At 60.2% G+C, this 15,536-nt stretch carries 15 protein-coding genes; 13 read left to right on the plus strand and 2 right to left on the minus strand.

Annotated elements, in window-relative coordinates:
* Positions 1-110: 110 nt before the first annotated feature.
* The 6 genes from ACZZ0B_RS21480 to ACZZ0B_RS21505 all read left to right on the plus strand — a co-directional run bounded on the left by ACZZ0B_RS21480 (position 111) and on the right by ACZZ0B_RS21505 (position 3,206).
* Positions 111-680 (plus strand): putative antibiotic biosynthesis monooxygenase, encoded by a 570-nt coding sequence (locus ACZZ0B_RS21480; protein WP_008084986.1) that lies wholly within the window; start codon positions 111-113, stop codon positions 678-680.
* Between the two features lie 134 nt (positions 681-814).
* Positions 815-1,525: a dihydromonapterin reductase gene (folM, locus tag ACZZ0B_RS21485; RefSeq protein ID WP_463546190.1), complete on the plus strand. Its 711-nt coding sequence runs from the start codon at positions 815-817 to the stop codon at positions 1,523-1,525.
* Positions 1,526-1,547: 22 nt separating this feature from the next.
* Positions 1,548-2,108 carry a GTP cyclohydrolase I FolE gene (folE, locus tag ACZZ0B_RS21490; protein WP_008084990.1) on the plus strand — a complete coding sequence of 187 codons (561 nt, stop codon included), beginning with the start codon at positions 1,548-1,550 and terminating at the stop codon, positions 2,106-2,108.
* Positions 2,109-2,480: a dihydroneopterin triphosphate 2'-epimerase gene (folX, locus tag ACZZ0B_RS21495; RefSeq protein WP_007914273.1), complete on the plus strand. Its 372-nt coding sequence runs from the start codon at positions 2,109-2,111 to the stop codon at positions 2,478-2,480.
* Between the two features lie 98 nt (positions 2,481-2,578).
* Entirely contained in the window at positions 2,579-2,875 is a 297-nt protein-coding gene (locus ACZZ0B_RS21500; RefSeq protein WP_158833161.1) for a DUF1244 domain-containing protein, read from the plus strand.
* Positions 2,868-3,206 carry a HopJ type III effector protein gene (locus ACZZ0B_RS21505; protein WP_102900671.1) on the plus strand — a complete coding sequence of 113 codons (339 nt, stop codon included), beginning with the start codon at positions 2,868-2,870 and terminating at the stop codon, positions 3,204-3,206. Before ACZZ0B_RS21500 ends, ACZZ0B_RS21505 begins: the two co-directional genes overlap by 8 nt.
* Before the next feature lie 206 nt (positions 3,207-3,412).
* Here the strand turns inward: ACZZ0B_RS21505 and trxB are convergent, their stop codons facing one another.
* Positions 3,413-4,375: a thioredoxin-disulfide reductase gene (gene trxB, locus ACZZ0B_RS21510; protein ID WP_463546191.1), complete on the minus strand. Its 963-nt coding sequence runs from the start codon at positions 4,373-4,375 to the stop codon at positions 3,413-3,415.
* 710 nt (positions 4,376-5,085) lie between these two features.
* Here trxB and ACZZ0B_RS21515 point away from each other — a divergent pair.
* The 7 genes from ACZZ0B_RS21515 (at position 5,086) to ACZZ0B_RS21545 (ending at position 13,881) form a co-directional block, all read left to right on the plus strand.
* A complete protein-coding gene (locus ACZZ0B_RS21515) occupies positions 5,086-5,601 on the plus strand; it encodes an Hcp family type VI secretion system effector (protein ID WP_008084998.1) in 516 nt (171 codons plus the stop codon).
* Between the two features lie 108 nt (positions 5,602-5,709).
* Positions 5,710-8,469 (plus strand): type VI secretion system Vgr family protein, encoded by a 2,760-nt coding sequence (locus ACZZ0B_RS21520; RefSeq protein ID WP_463546192.1) that lies wholly within the window; start codon positions 5,710-5,712, stop codon positions 8,467-8,469.
* Positions 8,462-9,076: a hypothetical protein gene (locus tag ACZZ0B_RS21525; RefSeq protein ID WP_008085000.1), complete on the plus strand. Its 615-nt coding sequence runs from the start codon at positions 8,462-8,464 to the stop codon at positions 9,074-9,076. The genes ACZZ0B_RS21520 and ACZZ0B_RS21525 overlap by 8 nt, the downstream gene beginning before the upstream one ends.
* The gene (locus tag ACZZ0B_RS21530; RefSeq protein ID WP_463546193.1) at positions 9,073-9,810 is read left to right on the plus strand and encodes a hypothetical protein; all 738 of its coding nucleotides are present in this window, start codon (positions 9,073-9,075) and stop codon (positions 9,808-9,810) included. Before ACZZ0B_RS21525 ends, ACZZ0B_RS21530 begins: the two co-directional genes overlap by 4 nt.
* Positions 9,811-9,882: 72 nt before the next feature.
* The gene (locus tag ACZZ0B_RS21535; RefSeq protein ID WP_463546194.1) at positions 9,883-12,027 is read left to right on the plus strand and encodes a T6SS effector phospholipase Tle3 domain-containing protein; all 2,145 of its coding nucleotides are present in this window, start codon (positions 9,883-9,885) and stop codon (positions 12,025-12,027) included.
* A complete protein-coding gene (locus ACZZ0B_RS21540) occupies positions 12,027-13,607 on the plus strand; it encodes a type VI lipase adapter Tla3 domain-containing protein (protein ID WP_463546195.1) in 1,581 nt (526 codons plus the stop codon). The genes ACZZ0B_RS21535 and ACZZ0B_RS21540 overlap by 1 nt, the downstream gene beginning before the upstream one ends.
* Before the next feature lie 13 nt (positions 13,608-13,620).
* Positions 13,621-13,881 (plus strand): PAAR domain-containing protein, encoded by a 261-nt coding sequence (locus ACZZ0B_RS21545; RefSeq protein ID WP_008085009.1) that lies wholly within the window; start codon positions 13,621-13,623, stop codon positions 13,879-13,881.
* Positions 13,882-13,914: 33 nt separating this feature from the next.
* On the opposite strand, the gene ACZZ0B_RS21550 is transcribed toward ACZZ0B_RS21545, so the two are convergent.
* Complete coding sequence (locus tag ACZZ0B_RS21550; protein ID WP_463546196.1) at positions 13,915-15,375, minus strand: fatty acid desaturase; 1,461 nt, start codon at positions 15,373-15,375, stop codon at positions 13,915-13,917.
* Positions 15,376-15,536: the final 161 nt, after the last annotated feature.

Consider the following 15,536-nt stretch of genomic DNA (forward strand, 5'->3'; position numbering starts at 1 on the left):
TCGCGAAATTCAGGAATAATCCTTGCTTGTAAAAACGCAGGCCACCACCCCGGCCTTCGTCTGGCGAAGCCCCTACCCGGAGCGACGCATAAGCAATACGGAGATACACAATGTCTACTTCCCCCGTCACGCTGATGGTTGCGCGTCGCGTCGCCGACGGCCGCTATCAGGATCTGATGGCCTGGCTGCGCGAAGGCGAGCAACTGGCCACCGACTTTCAAGGTTATCTCGGCTCTGGCGTGCTCGCTCCGCCGCCCGGCGATAACGAGTTTCAAATCATCTTCCGCTTCGTCGATGAGCAGACTCTGCATGCCTGGGAGCATTCGGCTTCGCGCACGGCCTGGCTGGATCGCGGCAGCGATCTGTTTGCGCACCCGAAGGAACATCGAGTCAGCGGCATCGAAGGCTGGTTCGGTGCGGTCGGTCAGCGGCCGCCACGCTGGAAACAAGCTGTGGCGATCTGGCTGGCGTTCTTCCCGGTGTCGCTGCTGTTCAACTTCGTGCTCGGGCCGCTGCTCGCTGATATGAGTCTGCTACCGCGAGTTTTTATCAGCACGCTGTGCCTGACGCCACTGATGGTTTACTTCTTTATTCCGTTGTCGACGCGGTTGCTGGCCAATTGGTTGAACAGCGTTCCAGTGCGACGGTTGCCGGCGGAACCTTCTACGCAGAATCGGTGAAAGATCGCAGCCTCGTTGCACTCGTCAGCTCCTACAGGAATGTACGCAATCCAGTGTAGGAGCTGCCGCAGGCTGCGATCTTTTCAGGCGCGTCGCTGTTATAGTTTTTGCTCCACCCGCGACGCGAGCCGTTCATGTCCACTTCCGCAGCCCCGATCCTCATCACCGGCGCCGGCCAGCGTGTCGGTCTGCATTGCGCACAGCGTTTGCTGGAAGACGGCCATCGCGTCATTTTCACCTACCGCACTGAGCGCCCCGGCGTGCAAACACTGCGAGACCTGGGCGCCATCGGCCTGTTCGCGGACTTCTCCAGCGAAACCGGGACTCTCGCCTTCATCGACGAACTGAAAAGCCATACCGACAGCCTGCGTGCCATCGTGCACAACGCCTCCGAGTGGCTGGCCGAAACGCCGGGCAGCGAGGCCGAAGCCTTCACCCGCATGGTCAACCTGCACATGCTCGCGCCCTACCTGATCAACCTGCACTGCGCCGATTTGCTCCAACGCTCGACACCGGCCGACATCATCCACATCAGCGACGACGTCACCCGCAAAGGCAGCAGCAAACACATCGGTTATTGCGCCAGCAAAGCCGGGCTCGACAGCCTGACGCTGTCCTTCGCCGCCCGCTATGCGCCGGCAATCAAGGTCAACGGCATCGCACCGGCCCTGCTATTGTTCAATCCCGACGACGACGCGGCGTACCGCGCCAAGGCCCTGGCGAAATCCGCGCTGGGCATCGAACCCGGCAGCGAAGTGATCTACCAGAGCCTGCGCTATCTGCTCGACAACCCTTATGTCACCGGGACGACCCTGACCGTCAACGGCGGACGGCACGTCAAATAACGCTGCCCCGCGAGGATGTTGCATGCCACTTTCCCTGCCCGAAAATTACCGCGAAATCCTCATTGGCCTCGGTGAAGATCCTGAGCGTGAAGGACTGCGCGACACCCCGGTACGTGCGGCCAAGGCCATGCAATACCTGTGTCACGGTTATGAGCAAAGCGTCGACGAGATCGTCAATGGCGCACTGTTTGCCTCCGACAGCGACGAGATGATCATCGTCGCTGACATTGAACTGTACTCATTGTGCGAACATCATCTGCTGCCCTTCATCGGCAAGGCCCATGTGGCTTATATTCCGACGGGCAAGGTTCTGGGATTATCGAAAATCGCGCGGCTGGTCGACATGTTCGCCCGACGCCTGCAGATTCAGGAAAACCTCACCCGGCAAATTGCCGACGCGGTGCAACAAGTCACCGACGCTGCTGGCGTCGCCGTGGTCATCGAAGCCAGACACATGTGCATGATGATGCGCGGCGTTGAAAAACAGAATTCGACGATGAACACCTCGGTCATGCTCGGCGCCTTCCGCGAGTCGAGCAACACCCGCCAGGAGTTCCTGCAATTGATTGGACGGAGCAAGTAAATGCCACAACTTCAGCCGGGAATGGCGCGCATCCGGGTCAAGGATTTGCGCTTGCGCACCTTTATCGGGATCAACGAGGACGAGATCCTCAACAAGCAGGATGTGCTGATCAACCTGACCATTCTGTATGCGGCCCAGGAAGCGGTGCGTGACAACGACATTGATCACGCGCTGAACTACCGCACGATCACCAAGGCGATCATCGCCCACGTCGAGGGCAACCGCTTTGCGCTGCTTGAACGCCTGACGCAGGAGTTGCTCGATCTGGTGATGAGCAACGGTTCGGTGCTGTACGCCGAAGTCGAAGTCGACAAGCCGCATGCGCTGCGATTTGCCGAATCGGTCTCGATCACGCTCGCGGCAAGCCGCTGAGCTTCAAGCTTCGAACTGCAAGCGTTAAGCTACCGCCACCCACAATCCAAACTTGCAGCTTGAAGCTCGCCGCTTGAAGCTGTCTCGAAGAGACCTCCATGAACGAGCAACAACGCCTCGAACTCGAAGCCGCCGCCTTCCGCCGGCTGGTCGCCCACCTGGACAGCCGCAAGGACGTGCAGAACATCGACCTGATGAACCTCGCCGGGTTCTGCCGCAACTGCCTGTCGAAGTGGTACAAGGCCGAAGCCGACGAGCGCCAGATCGAGGTCAGCCTCGATGACGCCCGCGAAGTGGTTTACGGCATGCCGTACGCCGAGTGGAAAGCCCAATTTCAGCAAGAAGCCAGCGCCGACCAGCAAGCGGCGTTCGCCAAAGGAAAAACCCATGAGTGACCTGAACACCCTGCGCGCCAGCCTGAAAAGCGGCGAACACGCTTTCGCCGACACCCTGGCGTTCATCGCCGCCGGTTATGACTACCAGCCGCAGGCCTTCAACAACGGTGGCGTGGAAAACGCCGCCGGGCAGAACGAAGGTTCGTGCAAGACCCTGGGTCTGGCGCTGCTGGAAGGGCTGAGCGATGAAGAAGCGCTGTTGGCGTTTGGCGAGCATTATCGCTCGGTGGTGGCGACGCCTGAGGGCAGCGATCACGGCAATATTCGGGCTTTGATCAAACATGGTCTGGCTGGCGTGAAGTTCACCGCACAGCCCCTGACCCGCCGCTGATCAAGATCAAAAGATCGCAGCCTTCGGCACCGTGATCGATCCCACGCTCCGCGTGGGAATGCAGCCGGGGACGCTCCGCGTCCCATCGGACGCAGAGCGTCCAGATGAGGCATTCCCACGCAGAGCGTGGGAACGATCATCACGTAGCTGAAACTCCGGGCACAAAAAAACCGGCCAATCTGGCCGGTTTTTTTGTGCCTGCGATCTTAGAACGAAGCGTTCTGCAGACCGTCCAGGTAACGCTCGGTGTCGAGTGCCGCCATGCAACCGGCGCCGGCCGAGGTGATGGCCTGGCGGTAAACGTGGTCAGCCACGTCACCGGCGGCGAAGATGCCTTCGACGCTGGTCGCAGTAGCGTTGCCGTCACGGCCGCCCTGCACCACCAGATAACCGTCTTTGAGGCTCAACTGGCCTTCGAACAGCGAAGTGTTCGGGGTGTGGCCGATGGCGATGAACACGCCGTCAACGGTGATTTCGTCGAAGCTGCCATCGTTGTTCTTCAGACGCGCACCGGTCACGCCCATGTTGTCGCCCAGGACTTCATCGAGGTTGGCGTTCAACTTGAGGATGATCTTGCCTTCGGCGACGCGAGCGTTGAGCTTGTCGATCAGGATCTTCTCGGCGCGGAAGGTTTCGCGACGGTGAATCAGGGTCACGGTGCTGGCGATATTGGCCAGGTACAGCGCCTCTTCCACAGCAGTGTTGCCGCCGCCAACCACAGCGACTGGCTTGTTGCGGTAGAAGAAACCGTCGCAGGTCGCGCAGGCCGAAACGCCTTTGCCCATGAACGTTTCTTCCGACGGCAGGCCCAGATAGCGAGCGCTGGCGCCGGTGGCGATGATCAGGGCGTCGCAGGTGTAAGTCGCGCTGTCGCCGGTCAGGGTGTACGGCTTGGCAGCGAAGTCGACGGCGTTGATGTGATCGAACACGATCTCGGTTTCAAAACGCTCGGCGTGCTCGCGCATGCGCTCCATCAGCACTGGGCCGGTCAGACCATGGACGTCGCCCGGCCAGTTGTCGACTTCGGTGGTGGTGGTCAGCTGACCGCCAGCCTGCATGCCGGTGATCAGCAGTGGCTTGAGGTTGGCACGGGCCGCGTATACCGCAGCGCTGTAACCGGCAGGGCCGGAACCGAGAATAATCACTCGCGAATGACGGACTTCAGACATGACCTGCTCCTGTTGACCGGGCCGAAAAACAGACCCGGATCGCCGGACTGCCGGCGAGAATAAAAAAGGACTGTGGATAACCTTGGGGAAGGCGTGAGCTCGACAGTCCTGTAAAAAGTTGGGTGCAGCGTATCGAGGGGGGCAAGATTAAGGAAATACGGTTTAACAATCCAGCTCATAGGTCGACTCTATGCCGACGCACTGACGAGCTGAACGTCCGGCGATCCGAATCACTCATCCACACTGGCAGCGTATTTTTACCGGCCGCTGCATTTACCGTTGGCAGCTCTCGGCAAAATCGCTTGCTGGGGATAACTCGGACACTACAAAAAAATCACTTCTCTAAAAGGGAAAAACTTCCGGATTTTAGTACCTCAACTTCCTTGTAATTTTAATAGCCACCATATAGCCATGATGCGCAAGAAGTTGCGCAACAGCCCATAATAAAACACCCCTGAAAACCGCTACAGGCCTTACAGCCAAAGGCCTGCAGCCAAGTGCGCAAGAAGTTGCGCAGTACTGCGCAACTTCTTGCGCACTTTCCGCGGTTTTTCCGTGTCCAACTAATCTGCATGGATGAGGTACTTCACTTAAATCCTTGATCCGAAATGACTATCGAATCACTGGCATGAAAGTTGATATCTCAGAACTTACACGGACAGGCAATCGTGCCTGTTTAACGTGTCATTTCAAGCAAGGAGAGCATTCCCATGGCAACACCAGCGTACATGTCGGTCACTGGCGAAAAACAAGGTCTGATCACCGCCGGCGCGTTCACCGCCGACTCGGTTGGCAACACCTTTCAGGAAGGCCACGAAGACCAGGTCATGGTTCAGGCTTTTACCCACGACGTGATCATCCCGCGTGACCCGCAATCCGGTCAGCCAACCGGCCAACGCGTGCACAAGCCAGTTGTGATCACAAAGGTCTACGACAAGGCTTCGCCGCTGCTGCAAGCTGCTCTGACTTCGGGCGAGCGCATGAGCGAAATCGTTATCCAGTGGTACCGCACTTCCGCTCAAGGCACCCAGGAGCACTACTACACCACCAAACTGGAAGACGCGATCATCGTCGCCATCAACAACAAAATGCACAACTGCCAGGACCCGGGCAACGCGCACTTCACCCACCTGGAAGAAGTGCAGTTCACCTACCGCAAAATCACCTGGACCCACGAAGTATCCGGTACTTCGGGTTCCGATGACTGGCGTGCTCCAGTCGTTTAATCACGGCTGATCGCTTCACACATCGACCAGCCTTGCTGGTCGATGTGACGGATGTCTTGCAGCGTTGATGGGCGGGCCCTCTTTCTCACCTGACCAAGGAACAGTCCAATGCGTCAAAGGGATTTGAAGTTCACGTTTTCCGTGTTGTCAGGGCAGATGAAGTTCGAGGTCGTAGAGTTCACGCTGGAAGAAGCCGTGTGTGAACCGTTCCGACTCACCATCGAGTTGGCCAGCCACAACCCGAACATCGATTTCGGCAAGGTTCTCGATCAGCCCTCATTACTCACGATCTGGCAAGGCGGCACGGCTGTGCGCCATGTCCACGGGCTGGTGTCCAGCTTCACTCAAGGCAAAACCGGCTTTCGCCGCACGCGTTATCGCGCCGTGGTCGAACCGCATCTCGCCCGCCTCGCCCTGAGTTCCAACTGGCGTATTTTTCAGCAGAAAAACGTCCCGGACATCATCAAGTCAGTGCTCAGCGAACACGGCATCCTCGACTATCAGCAACACATCAACGGCGAGCATCTGCCGCGCGAATACTGCACTCAGGTCGGCGACACCGACCTGTACCTGTTCGATCGGCTTTCCAGTGAAGAAGGCTTGTTCTATTTCTTCAAATGCAACGAAAGCACCCACACGCTGATTCAGGGCGACAAACTCTATGTGCAGGAGCGCATTCAAGGCGCTCCGGTGCTGTACACCACTGAACCGGCGGCGGACGCCACGCAGCCCGTGCTCTACGCGTTCAGTTACACCGAGAACGTGCGCACGGCCGAGCAGACGCAACGCGACTACACCTTCAAGCGCCCGACCTTCGACCAGCAACAGAATTTCACCGGCGATGACTTGCAACATCAGACGCCGAACTATGAACGCTACGATTATCCGGGTCGCTACAAGGTCACCTCGGCCGGCAAACCGTTCACCCAGAATCGCTTGCTCGGGCACCGTGGCGATGCGCGCATTGCCGTTGTCGAAGGCGACGATCCGCGCCTGATCCCGGGGTTCTCTTTTCAGCTCAGCGGCCATCCCCGGGAAGATTTCAACCGTTGGTGGCGATCGCTGAGGATCACCCACAAGGGCATCCAGCACGCCAGCCAAGAGGAAGAATCCGCCGGCGCGGATGTCGGCGTGAGCTACGACTTCGTCGCCGAAATCGTTGCCGAAGAAACCGAATGGCGCACCCCGCCGATGCCCAAACCGATTATCGACGGGCCGCAGATTGCGACGGTGACAGGGCCGGACGGGGAAGAGATTTACACCGATGAATACGGCCGGGTAAAGGTCCAGTTCCCCTGGGACAGGGAAGGCAAGAACAACGAATTCAGTTCCTGCTGGGTGCGTGTGGCGCAGAACTGGGCAGGTGCGGACTGGGGCCATATGGCGATTCCGCGCATTGGCCAGGAGGTCATCGTCGATTACCTCGACGGCGACTGCGATCAGCCGATCATCACCGGTCGCACGTACCGGGCGACGAACATGCCGCCCTATCAATTGCCCAATCACAAGATTCTCAGCACCATCAAAAGCAAGGAATACAAGGGCACTCGGGCCAACGAACTGCGCATTGACGACACCACCAAGCAGATCAGTGCCGCCTTGATGAGTGATCACGGCAGCACCGCATTGCATCTGGGTTACCTGACGCATCCGCGGCCGAGCGGCGGTGAGCCGCGCGGCGAGGGTTTCGAGTTGCGCACCGATGAGCACGGTGCGCTGCGGGCAGCCAAGGGGTTGTTGCTCAGTACCGAGGAGCAAATGAACGCCAGCGGCGGTCACCTCAATCGCGGCTCGGTCATCCAGGTACTGGAAGCGGCGTTGAAACTGGCCAAGGACTTGGGGGACTACGCCCAGGACAACCAGGGTGTCGGCCATGACAAGGCACCGCAGCAAACCCTCAGCGATGCCGTTCGCGACCTGGGCAACGGCGCGAACGACGAGTCGGGCAAGACCAACGGTGGCAATCCGGCGATCGCCATGAGCGGTGAAGCCGGCATCGCGGCGGCATCCCCCAAGAGCATCACGGTGGCGGCGGGCGAGCATATCGACACCGTTGCCCAGCAAAATCAGCAACAGACCTCGGGGCAGAAGTTTGTGCTCAATGCCGGGACCGACCTGGGGATGTTTGCCCACAGCGGCGAAATGCGCCAGATCACCCATCAGGGCGCGATGCTGTTGCAGGCGCAGAAAAACAATATCCGCCTGGAGGCGGATCAGAGTGTGGAAGTCAGCGCCAGCAACCAGCACGTGCTGGTGTCGGCCAAAGAGCACATCACCCTGATGTGCGGCGGGGCCTACATCACCCTCAAGGGCGGCAATATCGAACTGGGCATGCCCGGCAACCTGATCGTCAAAGCGGCCAAACACAGCCTGCTCGGTGCGACCAGCCTGGAGGCCGAGCTGCCGAAATTCAAAGTCGGCGATACCCAGCGACGTTTCATGCTCAAGCAAATTGACGGGACGTCGGCGATGCCCAACATGCCGTACAAAATCACCCTGTCCAATGGCGAAGTGGTCGAAGGCGTGACCGACGCACAGGGCGCCACGCAGTTGTTGCAGAAAGACGTGATGAGCATTGCCAACGTCGCCATGCTCAAGCCGCCCGCCCCGGCAGCGGCAGGCGCGGCGGGAGGAGGCGCAGGGGCAGCCGCCAGTGCGGCCGGTGCTGGTGCCGCTGACGAGGCGGAGGAAATTGTGCAGTTCTTTGAATTCAAGGACGACCAGGGAGGCCCCGCGCCGCACCACTTCAAGGTGATGTCCGCCGGGGAAGTCGTGGCCGAGGGTTCCGGTGAGCGCACGCCGGAATTTCCTGCCGACCTGCAACTGGAACTGGAATCGTGGCCGGTGAAGGACAACCAAAATGCCTGATCTCATCACGCCACAGGTGCGCAAGCTCGCGGCCATCGGATACGGCGAAGCCTCGACGGACAACAACCCGCAGGAAGTGCGCGGCATTTGCTTTACGGTGACCAACCGCATGCGCGCCTGGGAGCTTGCCGATGTCGACAGCCTGCTCAGGGAGGCCGGCAGCGGCTACGTCGTTGCCACGAAGGGCAACAATGTCCGCTACAACCAACTCATGGCGGCTTCGGAAGCGGCCATCAATGCCGACCCGAACATGCGCTCGGCCGTAGAGAGTGCACGGGATGCGCTCGCCCAGCGCGGCAATGATCCCTCCAACGGCGCGTATTGGTGGGACGGTGTCGATATCAAACAGTCGACCAACCCCCGCCACTCTTCCGGGTTCCACTACGGCTCCCCCTCGCACAACATCTTTGGTGTTGCGCAAGTCACGAAGCCGGAGAAAATCACCTATTGGACCCAGTTCAACAAAAAGACCAACACGATGGTAAATACCCGTGAGCGGGGTCGTTATACCTACAAATACCTGTCCACTGCTGCCATCGGCAAAACGATCTTCTGGACCACCAATCCGGAGTACATCAAGGCATCCGGCGCCAAGGGGCATCGATGAGCAAAGTCACCCGTTGTCTGAGCCTGTTTCTCGTTGCGAGCCTGCCCCTTCTGGTGCAGGCCGCCCCGGTACAGTTCACCGATTACCGTGCGTTCTATCAATCGTTGGGCGACAACCTGTTTGCCGGGCCCGGCAGCGAACTCGCCATGCCCTGCTCGGAATCGCCAAGGCATTGCCTCTGGGCCAACGCCATGCGCCCGGCGTTTGAAGGTTTTGAGGATGCGCAGTGGAGCGCGCCCGACGGACTGAAGCTCGACCCGCCCAAAGGCACCCCCGTCATTGTCTTGGACGGAGATGCGCTGACGGTCGGCAAACAACGTTGGCCGCTGCGCGAGGCGGTCAACTTCGCCTCGCCGCAATGGCCCATCGATGACCCCATCGACCCGGAAAACGTGGCTAGCGCAACGACCTGGCGTCAAGGCGCCTCAACGTGCCTGGAGTTGCATTACGTCAGCAGTGGCTACGGTAGTCGCTACCCCCAGGTGTTGCTGGTACACGGCCAGCATCTCTACGCGTTACCGCGACTTTTCTCCTCGTGCTCGGCCATTCGCAAGGCGCCCGGCAATCAGTTCAGCTATCCGGAAAACACCTACCTGGGGGCAGAGTTGGAAAACAACCCGACCGGGCTGCAAGTGGATTACCGGGTACCCAACGCGAAAAACCCGGTGGCGCAGTACCTGCTGCACTTCCCGAATCAGGGTGATCCCTTCGTATTTGAGGCGCAGCGCCAATAGGCGCGGACCAATCCGTCATGACCGTGCCCGCACGCGTCGAGACCAATGGAATTTTCAAGGAGGAAATGGGCGATGACTGATCCTACCCAGCCGAAAAAGATCGCTTCCAGCCAATCGATCACCATGCCCAGCGGTGGCGACATCCACCTGATTCCGCCGCCACCGAAGCCCTGTGTGACGATCCTCGTGCACGGCGTCAACGACCTCGCGGGTTGCTACGCACGTATCGAGCAGGGTCTGTGCGAGGGGCTGAACGAACGCCTCGATATGCCGCGCACTTTCCCCAACGGCGCGAACAACCCGGGCTACCTGTTGCCGGCCAGCTACACCGCGCCCGGCGATGATGGCGGCAAGGCCAATAACCCCGATGCCGTGTACTTCCGCCGCAAGGCCGGCGCCTCCAGCAACGGCAGCCAGCCACGCAGTGTGGTGGTACCGTTCTATTGGGGATTTCGCGAGGAAGAAGCCTTCATTCAGAAAACCGAAGCGCACGGTCAGTGGCTGGACCGTGACGGCAACCGCCTGGACAAGGCCGGCACCAAGGAAGGCGGCCAGTTCGCCAACGCCACCACCAACCTGCCGGACATGTGGGGCAAGGGTTTCAACGGCATGCTGCTCGGCTTCATCTCGCTCGACAAAATCGGCGGCAAGCTGACTCACCCGCTGTTTTCAGCCGCCGGTCGGCGTTACATGGTGCTGGCCGCCATGCGCCTGGCGATGTTGATCAAGATCATTCACAAACGTCATCCAAACGATACGATCAACGTGGTTGGCCACAGTCAGGGCACGCTGCTGACACTGTTGGCCCACGCGTTCCTCAAGGAGGACAATGCCAAACCGGCAGACGGCGTGGTCATGTTCAACTCGCCCTACAGCCTGTTCCAGCCGAACATGGACAAGGTCCAGAAGTGGGGTGGGCAACAGACGACCGGAGCGCGCATCGCCACGCTCAACGGCATCTTGCAATTCATCGCCGGCAGCCCTAATCCGGTGCCGGCGCTGTCGGGCGTCGCCCTGAAAAACAAGCAGGGCTACGGAGCGATTGGCGGGCCTGGCTGGACGGGCACGGCCGCGTGTCAAACCACGATCCGCGGAGAAAAGATCACCTTCAACGAGCGCGACAATCGCGGCAGCACCTTTCTCTATTTCACCCCTCAGGATCAGACGGTTGGCCTCAAGAACGTCCAGGGCATCGGCTGGCAGGGGATCGGCGAAGAGGTCGACGGCCAGCCAGCGCGCAAGATTCTTCCGCAACGTTTCCACCAACGGGTCTTTACCGTGCGTAAACGTAACGGCGAGAAAGAACTCGTCGGCAAACACGTTCCTCCATACGTCTACCTGTTGCGTCAGGACAGCGAGCAGCCCTGGGAAGACACCGGCCTGGGCTTCATGGACCGGATCCCCAATGGCAGCCTCGACAAGGGCGCCAGCGTAATCTTGACCGCGCCTCCATTGCCGGTGCCAGGCGACGTGAACTTTGCCAACGATGGTGTCGTTACCGCCCCCGGGGAAGACTCCAAAAGCGGGGTGTACCAGGTCAAGGACAAACTCGATCCCGTCGATGCCGCGATCGGCGTGGCCAATGGCGGCTGGGAGCCGGACAACCCACGTTACGCCGAAGCGGAGACCATGGAAGAAGCCCAGGCCTTCAAATATGGGCAAGACATCAAGAGCGTCGAAAAGGCCCGTAACGAGGGCAAGGAAGCCTCGGACTGCGCCCATGTGTTTGCCGCTCGGACTCAAGGCAACGGCAAGGTCCTCGTCACGCGTGGGGAAACGCCTTATCAGGCACGTATCCGCCTGCAAGGCGAGGAATACTCGCTGGCGATGTCTTTCCACTCATCCATCCCCAACAACCCTGAACACAGCCGCCAAGTGCTGGCCTATGACGTGGCGATCGGGGCCGGCGAATGCGTGGATGAAGCGTCGTTCTATGCGTATCTGTGTCGGGTGGCGGATTGGCGGCTGGACTGGGGCAAGACCGATGGCGGCGCCAACGCGCAATTTCAGGCAGAGAATGAAGATCCGGACGACTCCGTGGATCAGCACTATCAGGAAGAGGACGGTAAGAACCGCGAGTTGATTGACGCTACCGTGGCGTATCGCAAGACCGGCGCGTTACCCGCCATCAGCGACAACATGCCGAGCCTGGTGGCGACCCAGACCCGGACCGAACTCAGAAATGGCGAACCCGTGCGTTTTGGTGGAGCCCCTTGATGCGCTTTGATATTGCTCGTTTGTTTTGCACCGGCCTGCTCCTGACCAGCCCTCTGGTCCACGCGGCTGCACATCCATCGACGGCCAGCCGTTGCTTTGCCAGCGCGGCCTCACCCGTGACTGCCTATACCTCGGCCAAGGAGGCCGCCACCATGCCTGTTGATGCCCGTTACCGCGCCCCTGCCACCTCGCCACGTCTGGACACGCTGGATGTGCTCGCCATTGGCCTGAGCCTCGACGTGTTCCGTCAGGGCCAGGCCTGGAAAGCCTTGCAGGAACAGAACGCAAAACAGACCGAAGCCCTCCACGTCGGCAGCATTCTGCCCACCGACCCGAAACAGTATCCGGTGGATGGCGACGCCAAAGACCTCGCCTATGACAAGCGCAAGGCTGATGCGCTGGAACTGGGCTTGCGCGACTTCGTCGAGAAGTGGCCGATCCCGACCCTCACGGTCGTGCGTGGCTGGAATCCCGACACACCGAACCTGCGTTACGCCCCGCAAAGAACCCGGGAAATGCTCTCGGGCATGGTCAACAGTTACCGCACGGAAGCGGGCCTGCACTGGCATCGCGTGCGCAATCTGCAAGATGGCGTGGTCTGCAGCGACACCCCGGAAGGTCTGGTGGAAAACCTCTTCAACCTGTTCGAACAGAACCCTGACCTCCCCGCTGTGCTGGTCTACAACGTCGAAGGCTTCAGCATGTCGTTCGCGCTGTCGGCGAAAAAGGCGCCGCTGATTGGCGGGCCCGGCCCACGCAAGCCGGGCGAACTCACCGACGCCATGGTCGCCATGGTGGTCGGGCGTCCCGAACGCGTCGAATGGCTGCGTTACTACGCGCAATTTGCCAAGGTCAATGAGAACAAAATCGACCCGGAATTCACCGGTTGGGGCGCGAGCAAACCCGCCGTGGAGTTCCAGCCATCGACGTTCATTCCGCAACCCTGGACCCAGCGTGCGTTCGAGCAATGGGATGCGCAGCCGGTGCTGGCCAAGCTGCATCGGCCGGTCACCGTGGCGCTGCTGCGGCCAGACAATGGCGAACGCCTCAAGCGTGACGCGCTGACCGCCAAACTCGCCGCTGGCTGGAAAGACGCCACCGACGGGCTCGTGCAGAAACCGGCGCGGGTGTTCTTTGACGGCGGCGCGAACACCACGCCGCTGGCGGAGTTGCTGCCGGCGCTCACTGCCGCCCACAGCCCGCTGGATCTGCTCGATTCGCGCGAGAGCTACGACCTCACTCAGCGCATGGGCGATACCGGCTCGGCTTCGCCGTTCGTTGGCCTGACCCTGGCGACGATGGCCAGTTACCTCAACGCCGACACCAGTGTGGTCATGCCGATGCGGCGCCCGGAGCAGGCGACGATCATTGCCGTGACCTCGCCGACGCCCGGCAAGAAGCCAACGGGCAATGATCATTTCGGTGTCAACCTGATGCCGCAGACTGCGAGCACTGAGGAACCACCAGCCGTGCCTACTGCGCATTCAGCGCCGAAAATGCCGGGCATCGAGCAGGATCACACGCTGGAAGAATTCCTCGCCGACCAGAAACCGAAAACCAACTGGATGGACGATCTCTAAGAGGCCTGCTGCCATGGACATCATTCGGCTCGGCGACTCCACCAGTCACGGTGGCACCGTCCTTGAAGCTTTCAGCCAGACAGACCTGAACGGCAAACCCATGTCCGGCGTTGGCCACAAGGTAGTCTGCCCGCTGTGCAAAGGGGTGTTCCCGATCACGCAGGGCAGTGCCCTGCTGGATGTCGGCGGCATTGCAGTCGCGCTGCACGGGATGAAAACCGCGTGCGGCGCCAGCCTGATCGCGAGCAACCCCAAGGGTGAGGCTGAAAGCTGAACCCAAGCGGTGCCGCGCGGAAACAAGGCTGGATCAGCGGTGTTTGTTCATGCCCGACCAGAGCAGCGAGGGCAGCGTCCGTGAGTCCAGCAACGCTTCATCCGTCGTCACCAATCGTGGAAGCACGTGCCAGGGATGGTTGGCACTGCGGTGATGATGCAGGTGCAGATTGATGTGATAAGGCCAGATGAAAAACCGCCCTGCGTGCCCGACTTTCCAGGCATACGTCCATTCCCGCCAACCGGGGGTCACGTCCGGCCCGCCGCTGTGCTCGGCGATGCTGCGGATTTTCTGCAACAGGGTGCCCAGGGTGGCCAGTGGCACAAACCAGAAAAAAACAATCAGCAGGATCGTCTGCGCCGACGTCTGCCAGGCAATCAACGCTAAAAGGCCCAGCCAGATCACACTGGCCGCGAAGGCCGGGCCGGTCATCTTCGGTGAAGCTCCGCCCGCTGCCTTGTAGGCGCGCAGATTGCGCAGCGTGTTGATCAGCAACAGATCGCCGACTATTTGTCGCAGCAACAATTTGCCGCTCAGCGGACGGAAATCCCAAGGCTGGCGGTGATACAGAAAGCGGCGCTCCGGGTCGTTGGCAGTACCGGTCTGTTGATGATGTTCGAGGTGCAGAGGCCGATAGAATTCCACCGGGACGAGGCCCGGCACACCGATCGCCAGGTTGATCAGAAAGTCGTTGAGCCGGCGATGACGGGTCAGGTGATAGTGCGTCGCGTCGTGGTACAGGATGAACAGCGCATGTTGGCGCGCGGCAATCACCACGAAGGCCACGCCATACAAACGCCAGTCCCCCACGTACAGGGCGATGCGCAACGTCACGATGATGCACAGCCATTCCAGCAGGATCGCGGCCATGCTGCGCAGATCCACTTTCAGGCGCGTGAGCATGACGGTCATCAAGCCCACCACGCCGCCGATCGCGGCGCCATACACCACGTCGAGCAGCACGTGCTGCCCCGTGGTCAACACGGTAACCCCCAGCATCACACTCCACAGACTGAAGAGCCATGCCGCACGGACGCGCAGGTAAACAAGGACAACGCTGATCGCAATCGGCAAGGCCACGTGCCCACTGGGCGAGGCAGCCAACGGTGAGTCGAGTTGGTAGAACCACGTCAGCCACTGCGACGAGCTCTCCGGGCGCTCGATCATGGTGGGCCAGAACAAATGGCTCAGCAGGCAGGTGCCGGACGCCACTGCCGCGGCAAAAAAGGCTGGCAGCAACCATTCGCGGCGCCGCCCCAGCAGCACCAGCGCCGGCATGATCAGCCCATAGCTCAGGTACAACGGCAAGGTGAAAGGCAGTCGGGCAATGTGCGCGTCAAAACCTGTCGGTTCAATCACTCGCACCGCGCCCATCGGGTAGTGCGTGACGAGAAAATACAACGCGCCCGTCACCACGGTGTAGACCGCTAGCCAAAGGAAGGGTCGCGTCACGATCGAGGTATCAAATTGATGACTGGCCAACGTGGATGACATGAATAAGGCGCCTGATGGGTCAGAACACGTGCAACGTTTCCATACCGCCAGGAGCGGCGGCTTCTGCTCGGTTATGCCAGATTTTCAGCGTCAGTAAATGACGGCGACGAAAGGAAGTCTACGTTGCATTGACCCTTTCAACTCGCCAAACTCCAAACATC

Source organism: Pseudomonas sp. AC247, assembly GCF_979258015.1.